18 protein-coding genes and 3 pseudogenes are annotated in these 24,056 nt (G+C 74.3%); 13 read left to right on the forward strand and 8 right to left on the reverse strand.

The window, feature by feature from the left end:
* Positions 1-238 precede the first annotated feature (238 nt).
* The 4 genes from ACF061_RS13075 to ACF061_RS13090 form a co-directional block, all read right to left on the reverse strand.
* Positions 239-1,291, reverse strand: a complete 1,053-nt coding sequence (locus tag ACF061_RS13075; RefSeq protein WP_392266920.1) for a DUF2804 domain-containing protein — start codon at positions 1,289-1,291, stop codon at positions 239-241.
* A 216-nt stretch (positions 1,292-1,507) separates the two neighbouring features.
* Positions 1,508-2,863, reverse strand: coding sequence for a beta-1,3-glucanase family protein (locus ACF061_RS13080; protein WP_392266921.1), 1,356 nt, complete (start codon positions 2,861-2,863; stop codon positions 1,508-1,510).
* Positions 2,864-3,236: 373 nt separating this feature from the next.
* The gene (locus ACF061_RS13085) at positions 3,237-3,869 is read right to left on the reverse strand and encodes a response regulator (protein ID WP_392267044.1); all 633 of its coding nucleotides are present in this window, start codon (positions 3,867-3,869) and stop codon (positions 3,237-3,239) included.
* A complete protein-coding gene (locus ACF061_RS13090; protein ID WP_392266922.1) occupies positions 3,869-5,167 on the reverse strand; it encodes a sensor histidine kinase in 1,299 nt (432 codons plus the stop codon). The genes ACF061_RS13085 and ACF061_RS13090 overlap by 1 nt, the downstream gene beginning before the upstream one ends.
* A 285-nt stretch (positions 5,168-5,452) precedes the next feature.
* Here ACF061_RS13090 and ACF061_RS13095 point away from each other — a divergent pair, with 285 nt between their 5' ends.
* A complete protein-coding gene (locus ACF061_RS13095) occupies positions 5,453-6,190 on the forward strand; it encodes an ABC transporter ATP-binding protein (RefSeq protein WP_392266923.1) in 738 nt (245 codons plus the stop codon).
* Positions 6,184-8,640, forward strand: coding sequence for an ABC transporter permease (locus ACF061_RS13100; protein WP_392266924.1), 2,457 nt, complete (start codon positions 6,184-6,186; stop codon positions 8,638-8,640). Before ACF061_RS13095 ends, ACF061_RS13100 begins: the two co-directional genes overlap by 7 nt.
* A gap of 265 nt (positions 8,641-8,905) precedes the next feature.
* On the opposite strand, the gene ACF061_RS13105 is transcribed toward ACF061_RS13100, so the two are convergent.
* On the reverse strand, positions 8,906-10,054 hold the full coding sequence (locus ACF061_RS13105) for a CapA family protein (RefSeq protein ID WP_392266925.1): 1,149 nt from the start codon (positions 10,052-10,054) through the stop codon (positions 8,906-8,908).
* A gap of 427 nt (positions 10,055-10,481) precedes the next feature.
* Here ACF061_RS13105 and ACF061_RS13110 point away from each other — a divergent pair, with 427 nt between their 5' ends.
* A complete protein-coding gene (locus ACF061_RS13110) occupies positions 10,482-11,657 on the forward strand; it encodes a hypothetical protein (RefSeq protein WP_392266926.1) in 1,176 nt (391 codons plus the stop codon).
* Between the two features lie 129 nt (positions 11,658-11,786).
* Here the strand turns inward: ACF061_RS13110 and ACF061_RS13115 are convergent, their stop codons facing one another.
* Together ACF061_RS13115 and ACF061_RS13120 are read right to left on the reverse strand one after the other, a co-directional pair.
* Entirely contained in the window at positions 11,787-12,362 is a 576-nt protein-coding gene (locus ACF061_RS13115; protein WP_392266927.1) for a hypothetical protein, read from the reverse strand.
* Positions 12,363-12,438: 76 nt separating this feature from the next.
* Entirely contained in the window at positions 12,439-13,443 is a 1,005-nt protein-coding gene (locus tag ACF061_RS13120; protein ID WP_392266928.1) for a hypothetical protein, read from the reverse strand.
* A 283-nt stretch (positions 13,444-13,726) separates the two neighbouring features.
* Here ACF061_RS13120 and ACF061_RS13125 point away from each other — a divergent pair, with 283 nt between their 5' ends.
* The 8 genes and pseudogenes from ACF061_RS13125 to ACF061_RS13160 form a co-directional block, all read left to right on the forward strand.
* Positions 13,727-14,344, forward strand: coding sequence for a TetR family transcriptional regulator (locus ACF061_RS13125; RefSeq protein WP_392266929.1), 618 nt, complete (start codon positions 13,727-13,729; stop codon positions 14,342-14,344).
* Between the two features lie 404 nt (positions 14,345-14,748).
* On the forward strand, positions 14,749-15,504 hold the full coding sequence (locus tag ACF061_RS13130; RefSeq protein WP_392266930.1) for an SDR family NAD(P)-dependent oxidoreductase: 756 nt from the start codon (positions 14,749-14,751) through the stop codon (positions 15,502-15,504).
* A gap of 265 nt (positions 15,505-15,769) precedes the next feature.
* Positions 15,770-16,855, forward strand: a complete 1,086-nt coding sequence (locus ACF061_RS13135; RefSeq protein ID WP_392266931.1) for a hypothetical protein — start codon at positions 15,770-15,772, stop codon at positions 16,853-16,855.
* On the forward strand, positions 16,848-18,500 hold the full coding sequence (locus ACF061_RS13140; protein WP_392266932.1) for a polyprenyl synthetase family protein: 1,653 nt from the start codon (positions 16,848-16,850) through the stop codon (positions 18,498-18,500). Before ACF061_RS13135 ends, ACF061_RS13140 begins: the two co-directional genes overlap by 8 nt.
* Positions 18,497-19,339, forward strand: a complete 843-nt coding sequence (locus tag ACF061_RS13145) for a hypothetical protein (RefSeq protein WP_392266933.1) — start codon at positions 18,497-18,499, stop codon at positions 19,337-19,339. The genes ACF061_RS13140 and ACF061_RS13145 overlap by 4 nt, the downstream gene beginning before the upstream one ends.
* Positions 19,340-19,416: 77 nt before the next feature.
* Positions 19,417-19,731 (forward strand): annotated as a pseudogene (locus ACF061_RS13150) (nuclear transport factor 2 family protein); the annotation flags it as partial.
* A 672-nt stretch (positions 19,732-20,403) separates the two neighbouring features.
* Positions 20,404-20,616, forward strand: a complete 213-nt coding sequence (locus tag ACF061_RS13155; protein WP_392267045.1) for a hypothetical protein — start codon at positions 20,404-20,406, stop codon at positions 20,614-20,616.
* 22 nt (positions 20,617-20,638) lie between these two features.
* Positions 20,639-20,758: pseudogene (locus ACF061_RS13160) on the forward strand (cellulose-binding protein); the annotation flags it as partial.
* A 45-nt stretch (positions 20,759-20,803) separates the two neighbouring features.
* Here the strand turns inward: ACF061_RS13160 and ACF061_RS13165 are convergent.
* Positions 20,804-21,310 (reverse strand): annotated as a pseudogene (locus ACF061_RS13165) (DUF1152 domain-containing protein); the annotation flags it as partial.
* A 281-nt stretch (positions 21,311-21,591) separates the two neighbouring features.
* Between ACF061_RS13165 and ACF061_RS13170 the strand changes: the two are divergent.
* Positions 21,592-22,590, forward strand: coding sequence for a DUF1259 domain-containing protein (locus tag ACF061_RS13170; RefSeq protein ID WP_392266934.1), 999 nt, complete (start codon positions 21,592-21,594; stop codon positions 22,588-22,590).
* The gene (locus ACF061_RS13175) at positions 22,590-23,795 is read left to right on the forward strand and encodes a cytochrome P450 (protein ID WP_392266935.1); all 1,206 of its coding nucleotides are present in this window, start codon (positions 22,590-22,592) and stop codon (positions 23,793-23,795) included. Before ACF061_RS13170 ends, ACF061_RS13175 begins: the two co-directional genes overlap by 1 nt.
* Positions 23,796-24,056: the final 261 nt, after the last annotated feature.

Genomic DNA, 24,056 nt, shown 5'->3' on the forward strand with positions numbered 1-24,056 from the left:
CGGCACCCCGCGCTGGGCCCACCGAACGCAGCACCCCCGACCGCGTGCCGCCGCCGGACCCACCGACCGTGCCGCCGCCGCTGTCGTCCCGGGACGGCGCCTCCCTCCGGCGAGTGCCGGCCGCCGGCCGGCCGGCGGGCGCGCCACGCCAGCGGACGTCGTACGCAGGCGGGCGCGGCGGACGGGCGCGGGCGCAGCAGGCGGGCGCGGGCACGGCTGGCTCACCTGGACGAGGGGGTCACCAGCGCATGTGGACGTCCTCGGCCCAGCCCAGCAGGCGCCGTACGGCGATCTCGGTGCCGTCGTCGGTGCGGACGCGGCCGTCGTAGTGGCCGAAGCACTGGTCGGTGCGGTTGGCGATCAGGCCCGCGTCGGTGCGCGTGGACCGGTTGTGGAACGGGGTGAAGGTCAGGTCCACCTGGTCGGAGACGGGCGTGCGGACGGTCCAGGGGGCCAGCGGGTCGGTGGTGGACCAGTGCCAGTCCAGCTCCTCGCCGATCTTGGTGAGCCGGCCGTCCACGCAGAGTCCGTTCTCGGTCGCGCCGGTGCCCGCCGTCCAGCGGCCGCCGAACTGGAGGCCCACCGTGTGCCCGTCGGTGCGCCCGGATGCGGCGCCCCAGTTCCAGTCGACGGTACGCGGCCAGCGTCCGCGACCGTGGTCCAGCACTGCCCAACTCTCGTCGTCCTCGCCGAACTTCAGGATGTCGGAGCCGATCCTGACCCGGCCGGCGGCGGGCAGCGCGGTCTGCTTGGAGGTGTACTGGAAGCGTCGGTCGCTCCAGGGCACGACGACGGAGAGGGACTCGTGCGCCGCGGGCCGCGTGATCAGCAGGTCGACCTCGCACGGCAGCCGGTCGGGCGTGAGGCAGCGGGCCCGCAGCCGGGTGCCGGCGCCCTCGTCGCGGATCTCGACGCGCACCTTGCCTCGGGTCGGCCGGGCCGGGCCCACCACCACCTCCGGCGAGCCCGGGGCCCCGGCGACGGTCTCCGGCAGGCGTACGCCACGGCCGAGCGGGACGATCGAGCTGCACTCGAACTCCCGGCCGCCCGGCCCGAACTCCAGCAGGTAGACCGTGTTCAGGGCCAGGAAGTCGAGGTCGCTGACGGTCAGCGCCACCAGGTGGGTGGGCGTCGTCACGCACCAGTACTCCCACCGTTTGGTCCGGCCCCAGCCGCGCAGGTTGGCGCGGTGCAGGGGCGTCCTGGACCAGCCGACCGCCGCCGGGTCAAGGCTGCCGTCGGGGCGGCAGAGGTCGACGGGCTCGGTGATCTCGCGCTCGTGCGTCGCCATGGGCGGAGCCTACAGCGGGCGGGCGCCCGGCCGTCGTTCACCGGCGCCGTACCGGTGCGGGACCGCCGCGCCGGTCGCCCCCGTCGCCGCGGGCGCCAAGTGCCGCACCGGCCGGGTGGATACGCCGCCCGGCAGCCGGGACGACCACCGGGCCGGTCTCCCGGCGAGCCGGCGTCCGCTGCGGGACACCGGCCTGCCGGGACGCGACCGTCCCTCCTACCAGCCGACCGCGACGAGCAGCCACTGCGGGTCGCCGTGCGAGACGAAGGAGGACTGTCCGGCCACGTCGTCGTAGGGGAAGCCGTAGGCGAGGTGGTTGATGGCGTTGTCGTGCCAGAACCTGGCGTAGTAGTTGGCCGGCGCGGCCTTGTAGTACTGCGCCGGGTCGGCCTGCTGGGAGGCGGGCAGCGTGGCCACGTGCCGGTTGAGGGCGGCGCACATGCCGGGGTTGCCCGCGAGGGAGGCGGCGCAGCCGAAGATGTCCGAGGTGGCCGCGTTGACGCCGACGGACTGCGCGTAGGAGGTGAGGTAGCCGGCGTTCGCGCCGCCCGGGCGGAAGCTGGGGTCGCTGCCGGGTGCGATGACGCGGTACGGGGCCTGGGTCCGGGCGAGCACCTTGAACTCGGAGGGCACCGCGTCGGTGAAGCGCTGGAAGGTGGCGGCGCGGTCCTCGGCGAAGGTCTGGCGGTTCTCGCCGACCTCCACGTCGTAGCCGTCCCTGCTGTGCAGCCGCATGGCGAGCTTGAGGCCGAAGGCGTCGACCCGTGTGGTGTTGCCGTTGAACACGTTGTCGCCGACGGTGAACTCGATGAAGTCGTAGTAGGGGCTGTCGGGCGAGCCGAGGTGGAAGTACATCCTGCCCGCCGAGTTGGCCGGCATGTCGAGGTAGGGCTGTTCGGCGATGGAGTGCACCTGGCCGTTGAAGCTCCAGTACACCTGGCTGTCGGGGTACTTCCCGTTGGTCCGGTTGAGGACCTTCACCTCGACGACGTTGTGCGCGGCGGGGATGTCGCCGGTGCCGCCCCAGAAGTCGTCCGGCGGCTGGGTGCCGCCGCCGGAGCCGTAGACCTCGAACTCCCACAGGGAGTAGCCGTAGACGGTGGCCCGCGCCGTCGCGTACAGGCGGACGTATCGGCCGCTGCCGCTGACGGCCAGGTCCTGGGTGCCGCCGGTGGCGGAGGTGGTGGAGCGGACCGTCGTCCAGTTCTGCGCGTCGGCGGAGGTCTCGATCCGGTAGGCCGTGGCGTAGGCGGCTTCCCAGCGCAGGGTGACGCGGCTGAGCTGCCGGACGGAGCCGAGGTCGACCTGGAGCCACTGGGGATCGGCGAAGGCCGAGGACCAGCGGGTTCCCTGGTCGCCGTCCACCGCCGCGCTCGCCGGGAACGCCGCGCTCTCCACCGAGGAGGCGGTCGCGGGCCGGCCCCGGGAGAGCAGCGAGTCGTCGGCGCGGGCCGGCGAGGGTGCCAGGGCGACGAGGCAGGAGGCGAGCAGGGCGACGGCCAGGACGGTGGCCCGGGTCCGTGCGGCGCCGCCCGGCGGTCTGCGCAGGAGGGCGCTGAGGGAAGTGAGCATGAAGGTCTCCGTTCACCGTGACGGTGTGTGGGGGCGGGAGGAACAGTCACACTGAGAGCGCTCTCACCGGGGTTTGTACTCCTCCACCCCCCGGTCGTCAACAACTGAACGCCGAATCAGGTGAGTTGAGGGCTGCTCCACGCACCGCCCCGCGGGGGAACCGGCCGCGCACATCGGCCGCCGCGCCGCACTCACCTTCCCTCAGGCCTTACTTCACCACTTGAGGCGAAGGACTGCGTTCCGTCGTGCCTTCGTCTTCTCGGGCCGGCGACGCCGTTTCCCCGCACTCGTCGTTGACAAGGTGAACACGGCGACCCGGTGTGTGCCGTACCGCCGGCAGCCGTGCGGCGCCCGCTCGGCGGCCCACGGCGGCTCAGGCCCTCAGATAGGCCAGCACCGCCAGCACCCTGCGGTGCGTCTCGTCCGCCGGCGGCAGGTCCAGCTTGGCGAGGATGCTGCCGATGTGCTTGCCCACGGCCGCTTCGGACACCACGAGTTCGCGCGCGATCGCGCCGTTCGACCTGCCCTGCGCCATCAGGGCGAGGACCTCGCGCTCGCGCGGCGTGAGCCGCTGAAGAGGGTCGCGGCGGCGGCGCAGCAGTTGCCGTACGACCTCCGGATCGACGACCGTGCCGCCGTCGGCGACCTCGCACAGGGCCTCCACGAACCGCTCGACCTGCCCGACCCGGTCCTTGAGCAGATAGCCCACGCCCGACCCGTCCCCGGAGTCCAGCAGTTCCGAGGCGTACGTCCGCTGCACGTACTGGCTGAGGACCAGGACGGGCAGCGCGGGTGTCCGCCCGCGCAGGCGCACCGCCGCCCGCAGGCCCTCGTCCTGGAACCCGGGAGGCATGCGGACGTCCGTCACGACGACGTCGGGGGTGTGTTCGCCGACGGCGGCGATCAGGGCCTCGGCGTCGCCGACGGCCGCGACGACCTCGTGGCCGCAGCGGCCGAGCAGGTGGATCAGTCCTTCCCGCAGCAGTACGCCGTCCTCGGCCAGCACTACGCGGAGCGACCGGTCGGCTCGCAGGGATCGCAAGGGAACTCCACACTCAGCAGGGTCGGTCCGCCGGGCGGACTGGACAGGGAGAGTCTGCCATCGAGGACCGACACCCGGTCCGCCAGGCCGGTGAGCCCCGTGCCGGCCGCGGCGTCCGCGCCGCCGCGGCCGTCGTCGCGCACCCGCAGGCTCAACCGTCCGTCGCGGTGCCCGCCGCTCACCTCGGCGCGGCTCGCCCCGCTGTGCCGGGCGATGTTGGCGAGGGCCTCGCAGACCACGAAGTACGCGGCCGCCTCCACGGACTGGGGCAGGCGTCCGGACAGTGCGAGGTCGACGTCCACGGGGACCGGGGAGCGGTCCGCGGCGTCGGCGACGGCGGCTTCCAGGCCGTAGTCGGCGAGCACCTTGGGGTGGATGCCGTGGATGAGCTCGCGCAGCTCCGCCAGTGCCCGGCCCGCCTCCTCGTGCGCCGTGGCGAGCTGGTCGGCCAGCGGGCCGGGCGGTGCGTCCAGGCGGGCCAGTCCGAGCGTCATCGTCAGGGCCACCAGGCGCTGCTGGGCGCCGTCGTGCAGGTCGCGCTCGATGCGGCGCCGCTCCGCCTCGAAGGCGTCCACCAACCGGACGCGGGAGCGGGTGAGTTCGACCAGTCTGGCGCCCAGGTCGCCGTCGCGCGGGGCGATCAGCAGCCGGGTCAGCGCGGCCCGGGCGCCGGCCGCGATCCCGAGCACGTAGGCGCACAGGGCCATCAGGAGGAGCCCGAGCACCGCGACACCCCAGGCGGCCGGCCAGGAGGTGACCGTCCACTGCTTGAGCACCTTCGTCTCGTGGCCCCCGCCGGCCGTGGCCAGCAGCAGCGGAGTGACGGCCATGGACAGCGGCAGGAGCAGCGCGACGGTGATCGCCAGGGCGTCGACCGGCCACAACAGGACCGCGAGCAGCAGGGCGTGGCCCAGCTCCCGCCAGGTCGCCTGCTCGCGCAGCCGGGTCGTCAGCCAGGCCCGCAGTCCCCCGGCGGTGGGCACGGCGTGCCGGTCGGGAGCCGGGTCCCGGTCGACCAGACGCAGCCGGCGGCGTTCCACCCAGGCCACCGGGACCCCGGCGAGGACGGTGAGGAGGAGCAGCGGGATCCCGACCAGGACGACGGCGAGCGCGCTGCCGGCCACCGCGGCGGCGGCCATCGTCACCAGGACGACGACGCCGGCCGCCACGCCGGTGAGCAGGTAGGCGGCCGAACGCCACGGCCACGCGGACAGCAGGAAGCCGGGGCGGGACATGGCCTGCCACACATTGCGGGAGTGCATGCGGCTCACCGTAGGGGGCCCGCGGGGGCCGGGACCATGGGCCCAGGGAGCGGGCAGGGGGTATGCCTGGCCCTACCCCCAGGTCTCGGTCCTGCCGCACTGCGTCGAGGCGCGTCCGCACGGTTTGGTGGAGGCACCGGGGCGACGACGGGGGCGCATCCCGATGGGGGCGCCGCCGCGTGCCCCGGCCCCGGTCGTCGCGGCCACGGCCTTCCGGCGCCGTCTCCCCGGGACCTCCGCCCCGCCCGCCGTGCGGGGCGACCGACATCGAACGAGGTGGGACGGATGAACGACGACGCGGTCCGGTTGGACTCCCTCAGCAGACGGTACGGCTCGGGCGAGGACGCCGTGACCGCGCTCGACCGGGTCTCGCTCTCCTTCCCCAAGGGGACGTTCACCGCCGTCATGGGCCCTTCCGGCTCGGGCAAGTCGACGCTGCTGCAGTGCGCGGCGGGGCTCGACCGGCCCACGTCCGGCTCGGTCGCCGTGGGCGGGACCGAACTGACGGGGCTGAGTGAGAGAAGGCTGACGCTGCTGCGCCGGGAGCACATCGGCTTCGTCTTCCAGGCGTTCAATCTGCTGCCGTCTCTGACCGCCGAGCAGAACGTGGCACTGCCGCTGCGGCTCGCCGGCCGCCGTCCCTCCAGGGCCCGGGTGCGCGAGGCGCTCGGGCAGGTCGGTCTCGGCGGGCGGGCTCGGCACCGGCCGGCCGAGCTGTCCGGCGGCCAGCAGCAGCGCGTCGCCCTGGCCCGGGCCCTGATCACCCGCCCCCGGGTGCTCTTCGGCGACGAACCGACCGGCGCCCTGGACTCGCGCACCAGCCGCGAGGTGCTGACCCTGCTGCGCGGCATGGTCGACCGCGAGGGCCAGACGATCATCATGGTCACCCACGATCCGGTGGCCGCCGCCCACGCCGACCGGGTGGTCTTCCTCGTCGACGGGCGCGTCCACGGCGAGCTGGCCGGGGCGGGCGCCGAGGGCATCGCGACCCGCATGACCGAACTGGAGGCCGTGGCGTGCTGAGCATCGCCCTGCGCACCCTGCGGGTCCGCTGGGTCACCTTCGCCGGCAGTTTCGTCGCGCTCTCGCTCGGCGTCGCGCTGCTCGCCGTGATGGGGTCGGCCCTGGCCTCCTCACTGGACGCGCCCGTCCGGCGGCCCGAGCGGTTCGCCGCCGCGCCGGTCGTCGTCAAGGGACCGGACACCCTGCGGGTCCCCACCCCGAGCGGGGTCCGCACCCAGCGGCTCGCAAACCCGCGGCCCGTTCCGGCCGGGACCGTCGCCCGGCTCAGGAAGCTCGGCACCGTCGTCGAGGACCGGGCGTTCGCCGTACGCGCAGCGCACGGCCCCGGCGGCCTGGTGGGGCACCCCTGGTCCACCGCCGCCTTCGCCCCGTACGAGCTCTCGGCGGGGCGGGCGCCGAGGGCCGCCGGCGAGGTCGTCGTCAGCGGCGACTGGGCGAGACCGGGCCGGACCCTGCGGACCGACCGCGGCGCCGTGCGCGTCGTCGGCACCGTCACCGACCGCGGTTTCGAGGACGCCGTCTTCTACACCGACGCACAGGCCGCCCGGCTCTCCCCGGCCAGTGTCCAGTTGGCCGTCGACGCCGATGCGACGGCGGTCCGGGAGGTGGTGCGCGGCAGCGCGGGCGTACAGGTCCTCACCGGTGACGCGCGCCGCCGCGCCGACGCCGATCCCGACCGGGACAGCAGGGCCGTGACCGCGATGAACGCCATGTTCGGCACGGCCGGCGGCGTCGCCGCCTTCGTCTCGGTGTTCGTGGTGGCGTCCACCTTCGCGTTCGCGGTCGCCCAGCGGCGCCGGGAGTTCGGGCTGCTGCGCACCGCCGGGGCGACCCCCGGGCAGATCCGCCGCATGGTGTGCGCCGAGGCCCTCGCGGTGGGCGCGCTCGCCTCCGCCACCGGCTGTCTGCTCGGTCTGCGCGGCGCGCCGCTGCTGGCCGACCGGGTGGTCGCCGCCGGTCTCGCACCGCGCTGGTTCACCATCGGCGACTCCACGTGGCCGTACCACATGGCCTTCTGGACCGGTCTGTTCGTCGCCCTGTGCGGCGTGGTCGCCGCCTCCTGGCGGGCCGGCCGGACCAGCCCCGCCCAGGCGCTGGGCGAGGCGTCCGTGGACAGCGGGACGCTGACGTGGGGCCGCAGGCTGTCCGGTGCGGCGCTGCTGCTGACCGGCGCGCTCACCCTGGGCCTGGCGCTGGCCGGCGACCCGGGCGAACTGCTGCACCGCAAGGCGTACACCAGCCGCCCGATGCCGCTGATCTGCGGAGTGGCGCTGCTCGCACCGGTCGTCGTGCGCCCGCTGACCCGGCTGCTGGCCTGGCTGCCGGCCCGGCTGCCCGGCGCCGGGGGCATGCTGGTGCGCGAGAACGCGGCCGCCGGAGTGCGGCGCACCGCGGCGGTCGCGGCGCCCGTCCTGGTCACGGTCGCCCTCGCCGGTTCCCTGCTGGGCGCCACCGCCACCCTGAGCGGGGCGAAGGCCGCCGAGACGCGCGAGCGGACCGCGGCGGCCTTCGTCGTCACCCCGGCGGGCGGGGCGGGTTTCGACGCGGCGACCCTGACGGCACTGCGCCGGGTGCCCGGGGCCGAGGTGTCGGCGACCGCCGCGGGCACCGTCTACGTCCTGGCGGACGGCGTGGCGCTGCTCAGGTCCGAGGCCCGTGCCGCCGAGCCCGGCCCGCTGGCGGCCACCGTCCGTCCGCCGCTCGCCGCCGGGCGGCTGAGCGACCTCGACGACGGCTCGATCGTCGTCAACGAGGAGTGGCCGCGGCACACCGTCGGTCAGCGCGTGCCGGTGTGGCTCGGCGACGGCACGCGGAAGACGCTGCGGATCGCCGCGGTGATGACCACCGGCACCGGCGACAACGGCGTCTACGTCACCCCGCGCAACGCCCCCGGGGCGCGCGTCGACCGCGTCGACGTCGCCGTCGGCCGCGGTGCGGACGCGGGCTCGGTGGCCGCCGGACTGCGCGCGGCGGTGCGGGACTCCGGCGGGGAGGTGCGCACCGGGGACCAGTGGGTCGGGGCCGTTTCCCCGCGGACCGACCGCACGACCCGGCTCGGCTTCGTGCTGGTCCTCGGCATCGCCCTCCTCTACACGGGCATCTCCCTGGCCAACACCATGGTCATGGCGACCTCCGACCGGGTCCGCGACCTGGCCGTGCTGCGCCTGGCCGGAGCCACCCGGTGGCAGGTACTGCGCCTGGTGGGCGCCGAGGCGCTGACGGTGGTGGCGGTGGGGGCGCTGCTCGGGCTGGTGGTCGCCGGGCTCAACCTGGCGGGCATGTGGACCGCGCTGGAGCTGCTGTCGGTGCACACCACGATCGAGCTGCCCTGGGCCACGATCGGGGCGGTGGTCACCGCCTGCGCGGTGCTCGCCGTGGTCTCCTCCGTCGTCCCCGCCGGGCTCGCGCTGCGCCGCCCGGCCGTGGAATCGGCGGGCATACGGCAGTGACCCGCCGGCCCGTTCGCCGTGCCGGACCGCTTCGGCCCCGTTCCCCCTCGGACTCGGGCGACGCCGGGACCGTCACCCGACCTGCCGTCAGGGCCGGGCCGGGGCGGACCGGTCGGACCTCGGGCGGGGCGGGCGTCGGGCGGGGCGGGTCCGGCTCATCCGGCTGGGGCGGGCTCGTCCGGCCGGGGCGGGCTCGTCCGGCCGGGGCGGGCCGTCGCCGTGCCGCCCGGTACTCCGTCGCCGCCTCCCCGCGCCGGCGTCAGGGTCATCCGCCCCGGTCCGCACCCGGTGGCCGCAGCGGCCGCAGCGGCCGCAGCGCGAGTGTGCCGTCGGGCCCGCCGTCGACGTGGACGCCGAAGTCCCGGCTGTGCCGGTCGAGGACGGCGCGCAACCACTCGGCGTCCTCGGCCGGGGCGCGTTCCAGCCGCATCCTGCGCGCCCGCAGGGGCACCATCCGCGCACCGACCAGCCGGCCGGTGTCCGCCTCCACCGTCACCAGGTACAGCGTCCGCAGGTCGTCCCGGTAGCTCTCGTAGCCGCCGATGCCCTCGTAGTCGTCGACGAGGTCGCCGCAGCCGTACAGGACGAGCCTGCCCGCGTACACCTCCAGCGGGCGCGGGTGGTGCGAGGAGTGGCCGTGCACCACGTCCATGCCGGCGTCGACCAGGGCGTGTGCGAAGCGGACCTCGGAGCGCGGGACGTGGTAGCCCCAGTTGGGCCCCCAGTGGATCGAGGCGAGCGCGATGTCACCGGGTCGCCGGATCTGGCGCAGTCGGCCGGCCAACGCGGACACGGCCGCGGTCGAGGGCTCCGCGACGACGTCCACACCGGCCCGCCGCCCGGTCGCGGCCCAGTCCTCGGGGATCCCGCTGGACGGCATGCCGAAGGAGAACACCAGCACCCGTCCGCCGGTGTCCAGCGGCACGACCGCCGGCCGCCGCGCCCGCGCCGCGTCCCGGCCCGCCCCCGCCGTCCGCAGCCCCGCCCCGGCCAGGGCGTCCAGCGTCTCGTGCAGGCCGCGCGGTCCGAAGTCCAGCACGTGGTTGTTGGCCAGCACGCAGACGTCCGGGCGGACCGCGGCCAGGCACGGCAGGTTGGCCGGGCTCATCCGGTAGTGGACGGCCTTGCCGGGCGCGAAGTCCCCGTCTCCGGTGACGGCGGTCTCCAGATTGACCACCCGCGCGTCGGGCGCGGCCTCGTCCAGGACCGGCAGCGCCTCGCCCCACGGCCAGCCGAAGTCGACCGGCCGGGGGATCGGCCCGTTCGCCGCCTCGGCCAGACCGACGTAGGCCCGGGCGTCCCGGATGTACGTCTCCCGCAGCGCCGGGTCACCGGGGTGCGGGAGGATCTGGTCGACGCCCCGGCCGAGCATCACGTCCCCGCCGAGGAACAGGGTGACCACGCCCTCGTGCACCCTCCCAAACTAAGTCCGTGGCGTGCGGGGCGCGAAGGACGGGCGCCCGCGGACCGCCGTCCCGGCCGTGCGCAGGGCGGCGGCGCTCTCGACCGGCCGTGCGGAGGACGTCACGGCTCGCGACCAGTCCGGCCGTGCGGAGGACGTCACGGCTCGCGACCGACTCGCCGGGTGGGGGCGGCACGGCTTCCCGAGGTGTCCGTCCGCCCGAGGGGAGCGGTCACAGGCGGCGGCGCAAGGTGAAGGCGACCGCCGCCGAGGGCCGCGGCGGCCTGGCGTGGGCGCCGGGCACCCGCACGCCCCGGTTCGACGGGTTGACCCCGGCGGCCGCCGCCGGTAAAGGATGATCTTTTGTCTGCTGCTCCGCAGACCGAGATTCCGACCGGCCGGTCCGACGGGCCGGCCGGCACCGCCCTGGGAGGGGTACATGTCCGCGAGGATGTCCAGACGCCAGATCATGCTGGCCGGAGCCGCGGCCACCGTGGTGGCGGCCGGCCAGACGGGACCGGCCGCCGCCGCGACCGCGGCCCCGGCGACCGCGCCGCCCGGCATGCCGACCGGTGCCCCGCTCATCAGCGTGGCCGCCGGCTCGGGCCGCTGGCCGGCGGGCTCCTCCTCCGTCGTCAACCACGACACCTCCACCACCCTGCAGAGCTTCGCCGTGGACTCCGTCAACGGCCGCGTCTACACCCTGCAGGGCGCGGGCGCCGCCCAGGTCGCGTACCTGCGCTCCGGCTCACAGGTCGCCGTCACCGCGAACCTGGGCGCGCCACAGCACAGTGCCGCGGGCGACCTCTGCCTGACCGAGTACGACCTGAAGGGCGACGTCCTCGGTTTCATGTACCTGCTGGGCTTCGGCCACGGCGTCTCGCTGGGCGTGGAGCCGGCCTCCGGCTCCACGCCCGCGCAGGTGTGGACCGAAGCGGGCGCCTCGCCGGGCGGCTACGGGCAGGAGGTGGTCCGCTTCCCCTTCCAGTCGGGAACCGTGCTGTGGACCAGCCATCCCGCCGTTCAGCGGTTCGCCGACAAGCCTCGGGACGCCGGTTCGATCACGCCCTCGGTCGACGTCGACCACGACGTCCTGCTGCTGCGCTACGCCAAGCCCGACGGCAACCACTACTTCCAGGCCTACCGTCTCTCCGAAGCGGCGGCCGCGCTGTCCGGCGGGGACCGCCGGCTGCCCTCCCCCCTCCTCGCGGACACCGGGGTGCCCCAGCCGCCGCTGCCGAAGGTGGACGCCACCGGCGCCGCCCTCGACCCTTTCGTGCCCGCGACCTTCCAGGGCTTCGCCTCCTACGGCCAGTACGTCTACATGCTCGACGGGGACGCGCGCCCCGACACCGACGACCCCGCCAAGCCGCTCAGCGGCTACTCGAAGTGGACCGTCCACACCTCGTCCTTCGACCTCAACGCGGCCGACCCGGCGGCCACCCTGGTCCGCACGCACTCCGAGGCCGACGCCGGCGCCATGCCGCGCGAGCCGGAGGGCATGGCCGTCTGGACGGGCGCCGCAGGCCCGCTGCTGCTGTTCGCCCTCACCAACCGCACTTCGAGCGGCCTGCGGGAGTTCGACCTGTACAGCAAGCCCGCCACCAGCGCCTGACCGGCCCGACCCGCCCGCCCGCGGCCGGCCGCGGGCGGGCGGCACGGTCGTCCCCGCCCCGGCCGCCGGGACGGGGCCGGCCGGGCGGGCCGCCGGCCGGACCGCCTGCGCGTCACCGCCCGGGCGTGGTCAGCGCCCGTAGTGCTCCCGCAGGTCCCCCATCACCCGTTCGAACTGCTCGCGCGTCTTCTTCAACGGGGCGTCGACTCCCTCGACCGGGCGGAATCCGGCTATGCGGATCGCGACGTTGTAGCGGCCGACGACGCCGTGTGCCACGTATCCGGAGGAGTCGCGGCCACCGAGCGAGTAGGCCGAGCAGTAGTCCGGCCCGGTGGCGTAGGCCGTGTAGTGATCGGAGTCCCCGCGCAGGGTGGTGCACAGGGTGCGCCGGGTCTTCTGGGCGGCGCCGCCGTCACCGGCGACCTTGACCTCCAGGGCGAACGGCTCGAACCAGTCGGTCTTCTTGTGCGCGACCACCCAGCACTGCCCGTCGCCCTCCGGGTGCCAGGAGGCGTTGACCTTGGTCTCGGTCTCCTCGCTCAGCCGCAGGTCCACGCTGTCCGCCGCGACCCGCCCCGCGCACTTCCTGCCCAGTTCCTTCTCCAGCGCGCTCGGCCCGTCGTCCCCGCCGCAGCCGGTGAGTGCTCCCAGCACCACCATGCTCACGCCGGCGACTCGCGCTCCCCCAGGTACCCGTATCGTCACGCCAAGCAGCGTACGAGCCCACGCCCGAGTGTCAACTCTTCTGATATTGACGCTAGTTGTGCGACCACGTCCGCTGTCAGGCATCCCCTCGGCAGCGCCAGAGCTCGCCCGCCAGGAGCGGCGCGAGATAGCTCCACGAGGTGGAGTCGTCCGGAGTGGGGCCGCCGGTGATCACCGATGCGATCGTCCGGGGCCTCAGCGGCCACCACGCCGCCGCGTCGTGCTCGTAGCTGCTGTGGCAGCGACCGCGCCGCTCGTCGATCTCCGCCGCCGTCAGTCGTGACCGCGCGATGTTCACCGTGACGAAGCTCGCGGCGGGCCTGCTCCAGCCCAGCCAGCCGATCAGGAGCGACGACACGTCCTCCGCCTCGAGGCCGAGCTCTTCCTTGAGACCCCGCAGGGGGAGGGAGTGGAGGTCCTCCCGCGCGCCCGGTTCGTCGTCGTACTTCATCGTCTCGTTGATGCCCACCGTCCACTGCAGCGGAAAGGTGCGGACGCTGCGGGATCGGCGGAGCAGCAGGAAGGTGCCCTCACGGCTGAGCACGGCGACGCAGGCGGTGAGGGAGGTGGGCGGGACGGCCGCCATGAACGCGTCGGTGGTGCCGGTCAGCGCCTGGTCCATCCGGGCCCTGAGCTCCGTGTCGGTGCGGTAGAGGTGGGTCGTGGCCATGGCCTCGGCGTACTCGCTCTCGGCGATGCCGACGGTGAACCTGCGCGCCGCCTCGTGCTCGCCGTGGTCCACCGAGAGGGAGGTGAGGTAGGCGGTGCGCCCCGCGTCCCCACGGGCCCGGTTGGCGGCGACCTGCTCGTGCCAGACGGGGGTGTCGAAGACGTGGTCGCGCGCCACCCGTCCCTCGTAGACGGTGTCGATCAGGGTGGGGGTCAGACGGCGGGCCCGGGACCAGGTGACCAGCACGTCGAGCCCGTCGCCCGCGACATCGTGGGAACGGGCCGGGGCGGGCAGGTGACGGCGGCGCAGGACGCCGGGGAAACGAACGGTGCCGTACTTCATCACGTCATAGAGCGCGTTGGTCAGCATGCCGAGCAGGGCGGCGCCCACCGCGCTGAGTAACCACTGCACGCCCCGCCGCCTCCCCCGCACCGCAACCAGCCGCGGGCCCGACCGCCGGCCGACGACCCACGCCATTGAACCGGCGCGGACCACGGGGATCAAGCGGTGCGGGCGTGAATGTCGCCGGGAACCCCCGCGACGGCGGCGCCGCGCACCCGCCCGGTCACGCCGTCGGGAGCCGCCTCCGGGCCGGCCGGCCCCGCTCCGACGGTCGCTTCCCCGCCCACCCCGGAGGCCGGACCGTTAGCATGGTCGGCTGGAAGACGCGAGCACGAGCCGGGAGAGGAGCCCCGTGCCCAGAGTCGCCGAGGACCGGCCGGCAGCGGAACCGCAGTCACCCGGCCAGAAGGCCCGGTACGAACGCATCCTCGCCGCCGCGGCCCGGCTCGGCGCCGAACGGGGCCTGGAGCACGTGCAGATGCACGACGTGGCCAAGGAGGCCGGCGTCGCCATCGCCACGCTGTACCGCTACTTCCCCTCCAAGACGCATCTGTTCACTGCGATCATGGCCGACCAGGTCGATCACATGGACGACGCCTCACCGCGGATCGACGCGGCCGAGGAGCCCGTGGACGCCGTCGCCGAGACACTCCTGCGCTCGACCTGGCACCTGCTGCGCACCCCCCTGCTGGCGAGCGCCATCATGCAGAGCAACTACGCGGCGCACACCGCCACCGTCAGCGAGGCCGCCGCCATCGAGGCCAAGGTGCACCGGACCGTCCTGAAACTGCTCGGTCTCGAACACCCCACCGACCGCGACAACCGTTTGATCCGGTTGCTGATGAAGAGCTGGCACGGCGTCCTGGTCTCCGCGATCTACGGCCACACGACCCCTGCCGACGCCGAGACCGAGATCCGGCTCGCCTGCGAGGTCCTGCTCGCCGGCCGCTCGAACGCTCCCACCGGCTGACACCCGCCGGGCGCGGCCGGAACCGGGTGCGGCCAGGTAACCGAGTGCGGCCGAGTACCGGGGTCCACCGGGTCCGTCCGGCCGCCGGGACCCACCGGGTTCGCCCGGTCGCTGGGGCCGGTCGCGCCCGCCGCCCGGCCCCGGCGTGGCATCGGCCCGCGTCGCACGTGCGCCTGACCGACGACACGTGCGGCTCGCCGGCCGCCGACGCGGCTCCTCCCCCCTTCGTCCCGCGACTCACCTCGGAGGCCCCTGCCCGCGGGGCTGGGCAGAAGCCCTGCGGGCAGGGGCCGAGCAGAAGCCCCGGCCCGGCGGTGCGCCGCTGCCGGCACCGGACTAGAATTCATTCTAGTTAGACGACAGGGCAGCCCGCGTCGCGGGCGATCACGCAAGGGAAGCACTCCATGGGTTCTCTCAGCCTGCAGGGCAAGTCGGCCATCGTCACCGGAGGCGCCTCCGGCATCGGCGGGGCCATCACCAAGCTGTTCGTCGCCCGCGGAGCCCGGGTGGTCGTCGTCGACCTTCAGCGGGAGGCCGGGGAGGCGCTGGCCCGTGAACTGGGGGACGCGGTGGTCTTCCTGCACGGCGACGTCTCCGACCGGGCCGTCGCCGACTCGGCGGTCGCGACGGCCGCCGAGCGGTTCGGGAAGCTCGACGTCCTGGTGAACAACGCGAGCGTGTCGCGGCAGAAGCCGTTCGAGGAGCAGACGGACGACGACTGGAACCTCGCCATGGACACCAGCCTGTACGCGACACGCAACTTCATGCTCGCGGCCCTGCCCGAGCTGAAGAGGACCGGTAACGCGTCGGTCGTCAACTTCGGTTCCGGCGCCGGGCTCGACGGTCAGCCCAACCAGGCCTCCTACGCGGCGACGAAGGAGGCCATCCGCGGTCTGAGCCGGGTCGTCGCCAACGAGTGGGCCCCGCTCAACATCCGCGTCAACGTGGTCTGCCCGATGGCCCTGACGGCCGGCGTGGCCAAGTGGGCCGAGGCTCGTCCCGAGCAGTACGCGCAGTCCGCGGCCAAGGTGCCGCTGGGCCGGTTCGGCGACCCCGACCGGGATGTCGCGCCCATCGTCGCCTTCCTGGCGAGCGACGACGCCCAGTACATGACCGGCCAGACGGTGATGGCCGACGGCGGTGCGATCAAGCTCCGCTGAGCGGCGCCGCCCGGCGGCGGTGCGATCCACGGGCACAAGTCGCGAAGCGACGGGCCGGACGGCCGGGTCACCGGACCACGGGCCGGCCGGGCCGCGCACCGGATGCCTCGCGGATCAGCGCTGATGACTGAACACGCTCCGCCGCGGACGGACCTTCGCGATACCGAACCCCCGATGCGGAACCGAACGTTTCCGTGCACCCGGCCCACCCGCCGGAACGTTACGTCAAGTGACAGAACCTCAACTCTGCGTTAGCTTACGGAAGGTGTCCCACCCGACCCTCGCGAGGCTCGGGCCCCCGGGCCCCTTCCCGCACGCCCCGCTCACGCATCCGCTCGACCGCAAGTGGCTGCACTACGCGTTCCTGTCCCGGTGCGGCCGGCAGGCCCTGATCGCCAACCTGTCCGTGCTGGGTCCCTCCACCGGCGCGGTCCTCGCGGATCCCGGCGCCGCGCCGGCCGGGCGGCGCGGCGGCACCGGCACGGCGGCCGAGGGACAGCACATGGCGATCCTCCTCGTCCACGAGGAGGGGCGCGGCTGGAGTTCGACGCAGTTCAACGCCGAACAGCCCGCGCTGCCGTGGTCCGCGTTCCGGTCACCGCATCCGCACGGCGAGTCCGGCGCGTTCCGGGTGGCCGCCCGGTCGGGCACGCCGGCGGCCGACGTGCGGCTGCGGCGGACCAGCCGGCCGTGCACCTCGCAGTGCGCGTCCTTCGGCGAGGACGAGCACCTGCGCTGGCAGTCGGAACCCGGTGTCCTGGGCCGGGGCGCCCTGCGGCACGGCGACGGCGCCCTCACCTCCACGGACCTGCTGGGCTACCACGAGCGGGTACGCGGCCGGTGGTCCTGGCCCACGCTGGGGGGCTGGGTGTTCGGGTTCGTCAACGACCCGTCCGGGCCCGGCGACGCCGCCCCGCCCTCGGCGGTGGTCTTCACCCTGATCCAGCCCACGTTTCCGGCGGACGCGGCGAACGGGTCGGTGATGCTGTGGCGCGACGGGCGCATGGTGCGTCACTTCCCGCGCCGCAACCTGCGGGTCGCGGTCAGCGGCAGCCTGGACCGCGACCGGGTGGCGATGGTGCCGCCGCTCGCGGACGTGCTGGGCACACCGCCGACGGCCGCGGTGCCCGGCCGGCTGCTGATCACCGCCAGGCTCGGCGACGACCGTCTCGTCCTCGACTTCCGCTCGCACACGGCGGGCCGGATCGCCAACCCGTCCGAGACGAGCCTGCGCCCGTTCAGCGTGCACGAGACCCTCGGTCCGTGCACGGTGCGGGGCCGGGTCGGCGGGCGCGACATCGGCTTCCGCGCCGGGGGCGTCGTGGAGTTCGCCGGCGGCGCCCATGACTGAGACCGTGCCCGCGTTCACGGGCGCCCGGCTGCTGGAGGAGACCGTCGCCGCCCTGTCCGACCGGGCGCCGGCCGTCCTCGCCGCCGCCGCCGAGCAACTGCGCGGCATCCGGCTCGGCCTGCACTTCAACGACGGCAGCCACGCCACGCTCACCGCGCGGCACAGCCGTATCGCCGTACGCCCCGAACGCTGCCCGGACCCGGACGTCGAGGTCTGCTTCGACGACCGTGCGATGAACCTGCTCTTCGACCTCCAGCACCCGCCCGTCGGCGAGGTCCTGTCCGACAGCCTCGACGTCCGCGGCTCCCAGGAGGACACCCTCGCCGTGTGGCGGGCCTTCGCCCTGCTGTCCCAGCGCGCGGCGGGCCTGCGCAGCATGCAGGAGCTCTGGGGCGACTACCGGGAGCAGGCCCCCCGGCTGTGGGGCGGTGCGGCGCCCGCCGACCGGGAACCGGCCGCCGAACCGGTCGACTGGACGGCGCTGGACTTCCTCGCCCGGCGCTCCCCCGAGGACGCGCCCGCACCGCCCGCGCTGATCGGCGACACCACGGTCCGGGCCCCGCGCCTGCTGTGGGACGGCCGCACCAGCACCAGCTGGGCGCTGGAGGACACCGTCCGCGACGCGGACCTGATGGAGACCATGCTGCGGTGCCGGGCCCGCACCAACCAGGAGATCGAACGGCTGCTGCCGGACCGCGAACCGCGCGCCGAGCTGTACGACCTCATGCGCTCCTATCCCGCCCGGCAGGGCAAGGGCCTGCGGCCCACCCTGACCATCGCGGCCTGTGCCGCGTTCGGCGGACGCCCCGACGACGCGGTGCGCGCCGCCGCCGCGCTGGAGCTCTTCCATAACGGCTTCCTCGTCCACGACGACATCGCCGACGAGTCCACGCACCGGCGCGGCCTGCCGACCATGCACGAGGAACACGGCCTGGGCCCGGCCGTCAACGTCGGCGACGGGCTCAACCTGCTCGCCATCGACGCCGTCCTGTCCAACCTCGAAACACTCGGTCTGGCCCGCACACTCGGCCTCATCCACGAGGCGCTCCACATGTGCCGGGAGTCGATCGAGGGCCAGGCCCTGGAACTGGGCTGGATCCGCCACGAGGTCGTGCCCGGCACCGACGACGCCTACTTCACGATGAGCACCAAGAAGACCGGCTGGTACACCTGCATCAGCCCGTGCCGCATCGGCGCCGTCTGCGCCGGCGTGACCGACCCGGCCGTCCTGGGCCGGTTCGACGAGGCGTTCCGGCTGATCGGCATCGCCTTCCAGATCCAGGACGACATCCTGAACCTGGTCGGCGAGGAGGCCCTCTACGGCAAGGAGCCCCTCGGCGACCTGCTGGAAGGCAAGCGCACGGTGATGCTGATCCACCTGATGCGCACCGCGTACGCCCATGAGCGGCTCCGTCTCCTCGACATCCTGCGCCGGCGCCGCACCGACAAGACCCAGCAGCACGCCGAGGAACTCCTCGCCGCCATGCGGCGGCACGGCTCCATCGAGTACGCCACCGACCTCGCCGACCGGCTCGCCGCCGAAGGCATCGCACGTTTCGAGGACGACCTGCGCGTCGTCCCCGAGAACGAAGGCAAAGCCGTCCTGCGCCAGATCGCCCACTACGTCACCTCAAGGCCGCTGTGACCACCACCGACCCGACCGCGCCCGACCCGACCGCCACCGCGCCGGCCGATCCCGGCACCAGCGGCCCGCTCAGCCCCACCGACCACCGCGCCTTCGCCTTCCTCGGCCAGGCCAACAGCCGTCTGCGCCAGTGCCTGTGCACCCTGGCCCGGCACGGCGTGGCCGTGCGCGGGCGCGAGCCCGAGCGCGCCCGCCTCCTGCTCGACACGGTCCGGCCCTGGCCCCTCTACAAGGGCGGCCAGTTCCTCTTCGACCTCATGGAGTGGGAGGACCTCATGGTCGACGGCGACCCGCCGCCCCTGCTGCCCGCCGAGCGGATCGCCGCCCTGTGCTCCCTGCCCGTTCAATGGCTGGCCGCCACCACCGCCGGCGCCCCCGCCGCGACGAGACTGATCCCCGGCCGGCGCACCGCCGCCGCCCTGGACCTGCCCCTGCGTCTGCTGGCAGGCGCCGCGCGCGCCGCGTTGCAGGGAGCCGCACAGGACCTCACCGATCTGCTCGGCACACCCGGCCCGAAGAACGGCACCGGCACCGGCACCGGCACGGGACCCGGTTCCGGCACCGGCGCGGGACCCGGTCACGGCGACGACAGCGAGGCCGGCCCCGCCGGAAGCGCCACCGCGGACGGCCCCGGCGCCGACACCGCCGGGGCCGGGGACGTCGGCGACGAACTGCCGCCCCTGGAAGCGGGGTTCTACCTCTACGAGGACATCGCCCTCGGTGCCCTGGCCGTGCTCGGCCCGCTGCTCGCCGAGCACGCCCCCACCGCGTCCGCCGCCGAGCCCGACGAGCCCGTGTCCGGGCCCGACGAGCCCGTGTCCGGGCCCGAGGGCCCCTGAGCCGGCCCACCCCGAACCCGGGCTTCCGCCGGCACACCGCCCGCGAACCCGTACCCCCTGCCGCCTGCCCTCGGCCCATGAGCGCAGTCACGGACACCACCGCCATAGCCCATCTCGTCGCCCGTTACGCCGAGTTGGTGGACGACGGAGACTTCGCCGGCGTCGGTGGGCTGTTCGCCGACGCGGTGTTCATCGGCAGCGGTGCGCCGGTCCACGGCCGGGAGGGCGTCGAGAGGATGCTCACCGACACCTTGATCCGCCACGAGGACGGCACGCCGCGCACCCACCACGCCACGTCCAACCTCACCGTCGAGGTCGACGAGGAGGCGGGAACCGCCACCTCGCGTTGCTACGTCACCGTGTTCCAGGCCCTGCCCGGCTTTCCGCTGCAACCCGTGGCCGCGGGACGGTACAACGACCGTTTCGCCGCGACGGGCGCTGGCGGTTCGTGGAACGCCGGGTCCGCGTCCACCTGGTCGGCGACGTCAGCCGCCATCTGCGGGGTTGGCGCCGACTGTTCGATGGCCCCGGGGCCGGCGGCAGGGTGGTCGGGGCGGAGAGCGGTACCCGGCAGGATGCCCGGCATGTCCTCGGTCAGCGCGGCCGACTACGGCTGGGTCCGTTCCTCCTCCTCACCGTTCCGGTACGAGCTGGAGATCGGGTACCACCTGGCCCTGGGGCGGGGAGTCCGGCCCGCGCGGCTGCTCGCTTCCCAGCCGTCGGACTTTCCTGGGAGCTCCTGGTGCCTGGCGGGGGCCGAGCCACGGGAGCCGTGCGCGGGGATCGGCGAACTTATCGAGGAGTGCGTCCTCGCCGGAGCGTGGACCGTGCGGAACGCGAGAGGGGCGGCACGCCGGTCCGCCCGCTCCGGGTGCGCCGCCCGCTCCTCACCCGAGTACCGGGCGGACCGGCGGCAGCGGGGCCGGGGGAGTCCGTCGGGGTCCCCTCGGAGGCCATCGGGGTCCATCAGGGTGGTTCCGGGCCGTGTCGGGCGGCCGGAACAGGACCGGTTGGCCATCCTGAACCGGGAGCGGCACTCTCTTCCCGGCGACAAGGAGCACGGCATGCCGACGGACCCGGTCGGACGATTCCTGGCGGCCCTGGACCCGGACCACCGGAAGGTCGTCGGCGCCAAGCCGCAGGAGGAGCAGGAACGGCTCGCTGCCGCCTGGGAGCGGGAGCTGGAGTCGGACGACGAGCTCGACACCCTCGACGAGCTGTCCCCGTCGGCGGCGGAGGCCGAAGCGGCCCGCCGTGTCATGGAGGACCGGACATAGGGCTCAGGACCGGGCGATCCCAAGCCGCACCACGGCTCCCCGTCCCACCACCTTCCGGCTGGGCCGGGAGAGCTACGGAACGGGCGACGACACACTCCGGTACGACGACGTGGCCCTCGGCTCGACGCCTCTCACCTGCTGAGGCGCTGCCGAACGCACGCCGGGTGAGTCCACCCCGCGCACCCGCGCGCCCCGGTACGCCGTCCAGCGCGGCGAGCGTCGCCACGCTCGTCATGTCCTCCTCCGGAGTGCCGAGTCCGGCCTCGTCACCGCGGAGCAGGATGTCCGTCCCGCCGTCGACCAGGACCACGGCGTCGACGGCGTGCGGCTCGATCAGCGCCCGGTAGGCGGCGCGCAGCGGGACCACCCCGACCCGGGGGAAGGCGTGCACGGTGGCGGGGTAGCCCTGCCCGCGCAGCCACTGGGCGAGGGTGCGCTCCGGGAAGTAGCCCTGGTGCGGCGCGGAGTCGGCTGTGACGACGGCCAGGTCGGGGGCGGCCCAGTCGTCGGCGGGGAGACCGGCGAGGGCGCTGAAGGAGAGGTTCGCGAGGTGCACCTCCTTCCCCTGGTGCAGGAGGGTGAGGGCCAACGGCAGGCCGGCGTAGATGTCGAAACCACCGCCCGCGCCCGCGACGAGCGCGTGCCGCGCGTCGGCGAGCCGGGCGAAGACCGGATTGGTGTGGAGGGACGCCATGGCGATCTTTACAGTCGACGGAGCCGGGGGAGTCGACGGCGCCGGGGGGAACCGACGCGGACACGCCCCCGTTCTCCAGCACCGGACTCGCCGCGCTTCCGCTCCCCTTTTGGTGGTGAGGCCGACCGGGGGGTGACACCGGCCGCTCTCTCGCGGGAGGCCGGCAGCGGGAACCTGCGCCCGGCGCGTCAGCGGTGTTGAGCCACCTGGCCCACGGTCACGGCGTGCATCACCGGGCCGTGCCGTCCGCCGTGCTTCCCTCGTGCCAGGAGGCATACGACATGGCTGACGCGCGACAGCAGGACTCCCCTTCCCCGCCCCCCACCTCACGGCGCCGTGTGCTGACCGTGGCGGCGCTGGCACCCGTGCTCACCGGTGTGCCGGCCCGCGCCCGTGCCCTGTCCGCCGGCCCGGAAGGCCGGACGCCGGTCGAGCCGGTCATGACGGCGGCGGCGGACTGGGCGGAGGTGGGCGCGGCACTCGGCCGCCCCGGTGACATGAAGCGTTTCATGTACCACACGGCCCTGCCCCGCCTTGACCTCACGGTCTTCTCCCACGGCATCCGCATCGCCCCCGCGCTCGCTCTGGGCACCCACGTCTCCTTCGTCCGGTACGCCGACCACAGCACGCTCCTGATGGGCGACACCGTGGTCACCGAGCGCGAACTCCAACGCTTCGTCGACGTGCTGCAGGCGCACGGGATCATGCAGACCGCCATCCACAAGCACCTGCTCGCCCATGAACCCGACGTGTGGTGGGTGCATGTGCACGCCCACGGCGACGACCCGGTCGCCGTCGCCCGCGGCCTGCGCGCCGCGTTCGACCGCACCGGCACCCCGCCCGCCGCGCCCGCCGCCCCGTCGCCGCCCGTGGACCTGGACACCGCCGCGATCGACGCCGCGCTGGGCGTCAGGGGCTCCGCCGAGGACGGGATCTACAAGTGCACCTACGTCCGCCGCGAGACCGTCACCGACGGCCCGCTGATCCTGCCGCCGGGCCTGGGCTCCACCACCTCCGTCAACTTCCAGCCGCTCGGCGGCGCGAGGGCCGCGCTCAGCGGTGACCTGGTGATGACCGCCGGGGAGGTCGGGCCCGCGCTCATGGCCCTGCGGCACGGCGGATTCGAACTCGTCGAGGTCCACCACCACAACCTGACCGACGAGCCGCGGCTGTTCTTCGTCCACTACTGGGCCGTCGGCGACGCCGTGCGGCTCGCCGAGGGCCTGCGCCGGGCCGTGGACGCCACCAATGTCGTACCGATGCCGGGAGGAGTCGGCTGATGACCGGGGACAAAGAGACGATCGTCTGCCCGTTCGACTACAGCGAAGCGTTGGAGTTCGATCCCGCGTTCGCCGACCTGATGGACCGAAACGGCCCCGCCCGGATCCGGCTGCCCTACGGGGACGCCGACGCCTGGCTGGTCACCGGCTTCGACTCCGTCAAACAGGTGACCACCGACCAACGGCTCAGCCGGGCCGGCATCATCGGCCGCGACTACCCCCGGATGACGCCCGAGCCCATCGTCTCGACCGAGTCGATCAACGTGATGGACCCCCCGTACAGCACCCGCGTCCGCCACCTCGCCTCGCAGGCCTTCACCCAGAGCCGGGTCGACGGCATGCGGCAGCGGATCGTACGGGTCGCGGACGCCCTCCTGGACGAGATGGAGTCGGCGGGCCCGCCGGCGGACCTGGTCCGGCACCTGTCCGACCCACTGCCCCAGCACACCATCCTGGACCTCCTCGGCATCGAGCCTCCGGAGTGGCCCCGGATCCAGGAGTCCGTCCGCCAGCTGCTCGTCGTCGGCCCGGACAGCAAGGAGGCCGCCGCCACCGCCAAGGCCGATCTCACGGCCTACTTCGCCAAACTGGTCGAACAGCGCCGCGGCGCGCCCGGCCCGGACCTCATCAGCGCGATGGCCGCGGCCCGGGACGGCGAGGAACAGCTCGACGACAAGGAACTCGCGGTCATGGCGCTGGTGCTGGCGCTCAGCGGACAGGACACCGCCACCTGCCAGATCAGCGACATCACCTATCTGCTGCTGACTCGCCCCGAGCTGATGGCGCACCTCGAACGCCGGCCCGAGACCCTGCCGCAGGTCCTGCACGAGCTGCTGCGCCACATCCCCTTCCGCAAGGGGGTGGGCATCCCCCGGGTGGCTCTGGAGGACGTGGAACTGGACGGGGTGCGGATCCGCGCGGGCGACTTCGTCCACGTGTCCTACCTGACGGCCAACCGCGACCCGGCGCACTACCCGGACCCGCACGCCATCGACCTCGGCCGGCCGACCGGTCCGCACATGACGTTCGGCTGGGGAAACCACCGGTGCATCGCGGTGCCGCTGGCCATGGCGGAGCTCGAAGTGGCCATCGGCCGGCTCCTGCGGCGCTTCCCCGGGCTGCGGCTCGCGGTGCCGCCCGAGGAACTGCGGTGGGACACCAAGACGATCAGACGGTTCCCGTTGGAGCTGCCGGTGCGCTGGTAGGGGAACACCGGGACCAGAGCCGGCGCGGAGGATCCGGTGGACGGCTGACGGAGCACCGGCGGCCGGAGCCGTCCACGACCGTCCCACGGACGACACCCGCATCCCGCGGTCCAGCGGGTCCGCCGGCCACGGCGTGTACGCGAACCCGGCGGGCGTGAACGCGCCGGGGACTCTCTCGCCGGGGCGCGCGGCGGGGGCAGCGCGAGTGTGCCGGTGGCCATGTCCGTCCCCCTGCTCGCCCTCCGTCCCCCCTGGTCGCCT

Source organism: Streptomyces sp. NPDC015220 (genome assembly GCF_043079345.1).
In the GTDB taxonomy this organism is placed as follows: Bacteria; Actinomycetota; Actinomycetes; order Streptomycetales; family Streptomycetaceae; genus Streptomyces.